At 36.2% G+C, this 6,278-nt stretch carries 6 protein-coding genes; all 6 read left to right on the top strand.

Annotated elements, in window-relative coordinates:
- Positions 1 to 96 precede the first annotated feature (96 nt).
- On the top strand, positions 97 to 354 hold the full coding sequence (locus tag MRT15_RS08650; RefSeq protein ID WP_304329685.1) for a class I SAM-dependent methyltransferase: 258 nt from the start codon (positions 97 to 99) through the stop codon (positions 352 to 354).
- Positions 355 to 728: 374 nt separating this feature from the next.
- Complete coding sequence (locus tag MRT15_RS08645; protein ID WP_304329684.1) at positions 729 to 1,640, top strand: FkbM family methyltransferase; 912 nt, start codon at positions 729 to 731, stop codon at positions 1,638 to 1,640.
- Positions 1,641 to 1,649: 9 nt separating this feature from the next.
- Positions 1,650 to 2,777 carry a hypothetical protein gene (locus tag MRT15_RS08640; RefSeq protein ID WP_304329683.1) on the top strand — a complete coding sequence of 376 codons (1,128 nt, stop codon included), beginning with the start codon at positions 1,650 to 1,652 and terminating at the stop codon, positions 2,775 to 2,777.
- A gap of 438 nt (positions 2,778 to 3,215) precedes the next feature.
- Complete coding sequence (locus MRT15_RS08635) at positions 3,216 to 4,112, top strand: UTP--glucose-1-phosphate uridylyltransferase (RefSeq protein ID WP_304329682.1); 897 nt, start codon at positions 3,216 to 3,218, stop codon at positions 4,110 to 4,112.
- Positions 4,109 to 5,437 carry a UDP-glucose/GDP-mannose dehydrogenase family protein gene (locus tag MRT15_RS08630; protein WP_304329681.1) on the top strand — a complete coding sequence of 443 codons (1,329 nt, stop codon included), beginning with the start codon at positions 4,109 to 4,111 and terminating at the stop codon, positions 5,435 to 5,437. Before MRT15_RS08635 ends, MRT15_RS08630 begins: the two co-directional genes overlap by 4 nt.
- Before the next feature lie 463 nt (positions 5,438 to 5,900).
- A partial coding sequence (locus MRT15_RS08625; RefSeq protein ID WP_304329680.1) for a sugar phosphate nucleotidyltransferase occupies positions 5,901 to 6,278 on the top strand: 378 nt, incomplete at its 3' end.

The raw sequence follows: 6,278 nt of genomic DNA, 5'->3' as shown, positions 1-6,278 counted from the left end.
TTCATTTATCAATATACAAATTCAACTAGGAATAATTAAAAATGAGGTCAAAGTGTATTTATGCGATTCACGATTTAATATGAGAATGAGCTTACCATGGAAACTAAGCGCAGGTTAAATGTAAAGTTAGAGCTTGATATAGGTTGTGGTGAAAAGAAAAGACCTGGAATGATAGGCCTAGATATCAAAAGAACTGCAAATGTCGATATTATAGGCGATGCGAGGTACTTACCTTTTAAGGATTCATGTTTTGATAAAATTTATTCAAGTCATATGATTGAGCATATCAGCCACCGCGAGATTAAAAAACCCTTAAAGATTGGATTAGAACGCTCAAGGATAATGGTGTTTTAGAAATTCGCTGTCCCGACTTCCGTGCAAGTTGCTTACGATTTTTTGTAAAACCATGCTGGCAAGATATGGTAGGCATGTTTGGTATGCAAACTAACAATTATGAATACCATAAGTGTGGCTTTTCCTTTGGCATTCTTAAAAATATTTTGGAGGATCTCGGGATGAAGGATGTAAAAAGGGTAAGAGACTGGAGAGGAATAATTCCTTGGAGTGACCTTCACGTGATAGCAAGAAAGAGTGAATCTCATACATCAAAAAGCCGCTTATCAACCTGAAAGAAGTAAAATCTTCAATAAGCCTCTTTATGAAATTTCTTACGAGATGACAAAATGAACATTTGTATTTAGGCAGCTTAACGAGTTATGTTACTCAAAATGATGTTGAAGTTTTCAAGAGCAAGGGGCATGAAATCACGATTTTTGTTTACATTAGCGAAGATAGCTATTAACTTTCTTTCAACATTAATAACAATTATTCTAAAATTATTTCCTTATCATGGAAATATTCCAAAATGTTGTGATGAGATAGTTGATTATTTATATAAGTTACTTTACATTACGATTATTCGTGCACATGGTGGCTCAATTTATAAAGTGAATAATCATAAGGAACTCATAATTCTAACATACAAAAGGCTTAAATTGCTTATTCCGCAAGATTCTTTAAAGATCTTTAAGCAAATATTTATTGACGAAATTTATGAGCAGTTTTTTAAAGTTAAAAAAGGTGACGTTGTTATTGATGTTGGTGCACATGTGGGAATATTCACGGTAAAAGCCGGAAAGACTGTGGGAACAATGGGGTTGGTTATTGCTTTAGAACCTGAGAATAGAAATTTCACTTTGCTTCATCACAACATAAGAAGCAATAATCTAGATAATGTGATACTCATTAAAAAGGCCGCAGGTGCTACTCTGGGAAAAACTACACTATACATTTCTCCCCATTCTAATGGTCATTCCATTTATATTCCTAGTAATAAACATTATGAAGTAGAAGTAACTACATTGGATAACATAGTTAATGAATTAGGAATTAAAAATATAAATTATGTTAAGATAGATGCCGAAGGTGCTGAGATAGATATTTTAGAAGGGATGAGGCATATTTTGAATTCGCAAAATGATTTAAGTGTTGTGATAAGCGCTTATCACAAATTAGATGGTGAACCAGAATTTCCCCAAATATTATATTTTTTGAAAACACAAATAAGAAGAAAAGCTGAAATTAAAGTAAAAAATGGAATAATTTATGTACGTATAAGAGGATCTTATGACAGGATCTAAATGACAATATTGTATTTAGGTAGTTTAGGGTATGTTGCTCAAAATGAATTAACCGTCTTAAAGAATATAAGACGTGATGTTATAGTGCTAAATGCATACTATGATGAGATAAAAGTAGCTTGGGATGATTTGAAGTGCGAGAATATTATAAACCTTTATGAACCAGCTTTGTTAAAAGCCCTTTATAAATCAATTGGACATAGATTTACGGCTATTCTTTTGAACCTTTTAAACTATAGGTTGGATTTAATAAAAAGGATAATTAGAGAATATAATATTGAATTAATATATGCAAACTGGGGTTCTAACATGATTCCTTTAATTAAAATGCTTCAGAACAACCTTATTAATATTCCGATAATGTATAACTTTATGACTTATCCTCAAAATGTTTATAGTTGGAAGGTTTTTCTTGAGAATTGGTATTGTCGGAAGCCTATTGAAAGACTGGATGGAAGAATTCACGCTAGTCAAAACATGTATCGATATATGTCTAAGCGTTTTGATTTGAAGAAACATGGCTTGGACATGATTGTAACTCCATTTTTTAGCGAAAAATATCATTATAGAAAGAGATTGCCTCTATTATCGGAGAAGGATGGTGAACCACACCTTGTATATATTGGCCCTTTAACTTCTTCAAGAAATTGGGATGATATACGTCAAGAAATATATGAAATCGCAAATGAAGGGATACATATACATTTGGCGGAAACTAATGTACCGCTTAGAAAGAGCCCATATATTCACTTCTTCCCATATTTTCCACTTCCACAACTCATAAATGGTTCTTTAGCAACATATATGACTCAGTTTGATGCCTGTATAGTTCTATTTAACTTCAAGGTCTGCTCCTGTCTAGATAGATTTTATACAAGCTTCCCCAGCAGATTTCTCTTCGCCTTAAACGCTGGAATTCCCATAGTTATGCCAAAAGGATATTTACTTACTTGCGAACAATTTGTAAATGAACATCAAATAGGATTCGCTTATAAAAACCTGACCGAATTAAAGGATAAATTGAACAATTTTGAGCTTATGCAAGAGTATAGGAAAAACGCCATAAGAAAGACTGTTGATTTCACTTATGAAAAAGAATTTCATAAGCTTGAAAAACTAATTAAAGTTTTAACATAATGAAGTTTACTTGCATATAAATACAAAGACTTTTTCAATGTTGTTTAAGGTGTTATAGCTGAGTATTTAAGAGATTAAGAGCTCTATAATTCTTGTTCTAAGAGACGTAAGTTCTATAGCGTTAAATACTTCCTTAGTTGCTCCTTGATGTAAGTTTCTTATGGTTCCAGCAAAAGATTCCAAGAGAATTGCCATAGGCTATTTTAAAGAGTACTGATTAATAGAGCTTAGTTGAAGGAGTTATAAAAACTGCCCAAGGACGGCTAGCCGGAGTACATACGTATACGGAAAGACGAATAAGATATTTAAAGCAATATTGGCTGATATAAGTAAGGCGAGGAAGCTATTGGAGTGGCAGCCAAGAACTAAGCTTAGAGATGGTCTTGAAGCTGAGATAAGGTGGGTTAAGCAGGCTATGGAAATAGGTTTAATATAACCATGAGTATATCCTTTAATGTGACTTTATCGATTAATAAGGTTGTGATAACGGCTGCTGGTATAGGTACTAGGTTGTTGCCTGCAACTAAGGAGACTCCTAAGGAGATGCTTCCATTATTTAGCGTAAATCAAAGGGGTGAATTATGTCTTAAACCAGTTCTCCAATTGATCTTTGAACAATTGTATAGTGTTGGCTTTAGGAACTTTTGTTTTGTTGTTGGTCGTGGTAAGAGATCCATAGAAGATCATTTCAATAAGAACTCGAGTTTCATTAATTATCTTAGGGAGAAGGGTAAGCATTATCTGGCTGAGGAGCTTGATTCATTTTATGGAAAGCTGGATAGCTCAAATATTGTTTTTGTGAATCAGCCTGAACCATTGGGGTTTGGGGATGCTGTTTATAGAGCTCATGTTTTCACTCTTGATGAGCCATTCCTCCTCCATGCAGGGGACGATCTGATTCTATCTAACGATAATTCGCATATTAGAAGGCTTATTAACGTATTTACAAAAATGGAGTGCGATGCAGCCTTCCTAGTTGAGAGAGTTCAAGACCCTAGGAAGTACGGCGTGATAAATGGCGTTGAAATAGAACCTGGAATCTACAGAGTTATCGACATAATTGAAAAGCCTGAGAAACCCCCCTCCAACATTGCAGCGATAGCAATCTACATCTTTAACGAAAAAATCTATAAAGCGATTGAAATCGTGAAGCCAGATAAGGGAGGCGAGATCCAACTTACAGACGCCATTAAAAACCTGATTCTAAACGGTGGGAAGGTGTATTCTGTTGAACTACTCCCTCATGAGAAACGTATTGATGTAGGAACTCCAGAATCATATTGGATCGCTTTAGAGGAAACGTTTAAGTCAAGCATGAGGGGCCTTTCACTATGAAAGCTATATCCATTTTTGGCTTAGGCTACGTGGGTTTAACGACGGCGGCGTGCCTAGCTTCAAGAGGGTTTAAGGTTATCTGCTTTGATGTAGATGAAGTTAAGGTTGATGCCGTAAATAGTGGTAAGACACCATTCTTTGAGCCGAAACTAGATGAACTGTTGAGGAGGGCTGTTGAAGAAGGATATTTGAGGGCTGTAAAAGACCCGAAAATGGCAGTCTTAAACTCTGAGGTTACGTTTATAACTGTTGGGACTCCGAGTAGAGATGATGGAAGCGTAGACTTAACATATGTTGAAAGTGCATCTAGGATGATTGGTGAAGCATTACGTCTAAAGAGTGGATGGCATCTTGTGGTTGTGAAGAGCACGGTTTTGCCAATGACAACTGAGAATGTTGTGAAGAGGATCATTGAGGAAGCTTCCGGAAAAAGTTGTGGGGAGGAGTTCGGATTATGTGTAAATCCAGAATTCCTCAGGGAGGGGAGCGCAGTTGAAGATACATTTAAACCTGATAGGATAATTATCGGGGAGGTTGATAGGAGGTCTGGAGACTTCCTCGAAGGGATTTATAGGGGGTTCTATGGTGATGAACTCCCACCGATAATTAGGACTACGCCTGTGAATGCTGAGTTGATAAAGTATGCTAATAATGCCTTCCTAGCGATGAAGGTTAGCTTCATAAATATGATTGCAAACTTATGCCAAAAGATTCCTGGGGCAGATGTAGAAGTTGTTGCTAGGGGAATTGGACTTGATAAGAGGGTCGGCCCACTATTTCTTAAGGCTGGTGCAGGTTGGGGTGGGAGTTGCTTCAGGAAGGACCTAGAAGCCATACTGGACTATGCTGTAAAGAATTGTTTAGAACTACCTCTCATAGAAGCCACACTGAAAGTCAATAGAAGTCAGCCATATAGAGTTGTCGAGTTGGCTAGAGGACTAATTGGGGGACTTAATGGGAGGAGAATATCGGTGTTGGGCTTAGCATTTAAACCTGGAACTGATGATATGAGGGACGCCGTATCCATAAAGATTGTTAGAAAGCTTATTGAGGAAGGAGCTGAGGTGGTTGTTTATGATCCAAAAGCCATGGAGAATGCTAGGAGAATATTTGGTGAAGACGTGGAGTACGCTAGTAATGTTGAGGAATGTTTGAAGGATTCGGAATGTGCAATTATTGTAACGGAGTGGGATGAATTCAGAATGCTTAAACCAGAAAACTTCATAAAATTGATGAAGACTCCAACAGTCGTAGATGGTAGAAGAATATATGATCCAAAAGTCTACTCCAAAAAGCTAAAGTTCAAAGCAATAGGATTAAGTTAGAAGCAGTAGCATACAAAAGCTTTAGAGATTATTAAGTTTAATTGAGTAACTTAGTATTCAAGCTTTCTATAGTTAACTTCAAAAGCATGTTATAGTCAGAAAAGATGAGGTTCAGATTTTAGTATATTGCCCAGTAGTTTCTTTGATAATTATTAACGCCCTTAAGCATGTTTACAATAACTACAAAGCTATTAAGTTATTCGAAGTTTTAAGACCAAGAGTAAGGTCATTCTTGTCATTTCCCCTTTCATTATATGCTCTACGATATTTGCAGAGATTATCATAGCCTTCTGAAAGAAGTCTTAACATCATCTTAGTATTAAAAATTTCAATAGATTATCTATAGCGTTTAGGGAATCTATGGAGGTCTAACCATATTAAAAAGGGTTCTAGCATTAGATATGTGGAGTTTAACCTACTGAACAAATTTTGACTAATTTTTAGAGACTTTTAGAGGAGTACTATGAAAGGTATAATCCTTCATGGTGGTGCTGGTACTAGGCTTAGGCCTTTGACTTTTAGCGGTCCTAAGCAGTTGATCCCTATTGCCAATAAGCCCGTAAGCCAGTATGTGCTTGAGGATCTTAGGGATTCAGGTGTTAAAGATATAGCTGTGGTTTTAGGTGAGACCTATCCTGAGCTTGTTAGAGAATATTATGGTGATGGTAGTAGATTTAACGTGAAGATAACCTATATATATCAGGGTAGGCCTCTAGGCATAGCCCACGCCGTAGGCCTATGTGAAGAATTCATAGGGCAAGACCCCTTCATAGTCTACCTAGGCGATAACCTCCTACAATACGGTATTAAAAAATACATTGAAGAATTCATCAAAGGCGAT

Origin of the sequence: Candidatus Culexarchaeum yellowstonense (assembly GCF_024707025.1) — an archaeon.
GTDB lineage: Archaea > Thermoproteota > Methanomethylicia > Culexarchaeales > Culexarchaeaceae > Culexarchaeum.
Note: the sequence above shows the minus strand (reverse complement) of the source record. Positions and strands in the feature narration are given on the sequence as shown.

Bases quoted from the DNA above. Each gene is read 5' to 3' on its own strand.
- MRT15_RS08650 (WP_304329685.1), top strand. From the start codon at position 97: ATGGAAACTAAGCGCAGGTTAAATGTAAAGTTAGAGCTTGATATAGGT.
- MRT15_RS08630 (WP_304329681.1), top strand. From the start codon at position 4,109: ATGAAAGCTATATCCATTTTTGGCTTAGGCTACGTGGGTTTAACGACG.
- MRT15_RS08635 (WP_304329682.1), top strand. From the start codon at position 3,216: ATGAGTATATCCTTTAATGTGACTTTATCGATTAATAAGGTTGTGATA.
- MRT15_RS08645 (WP_304329684.1), top strand. From the start codon at position 729: ATGATGTTGAAGTTTTCAAGAGCAAGGGGCATGAAATCACGATTTTTG.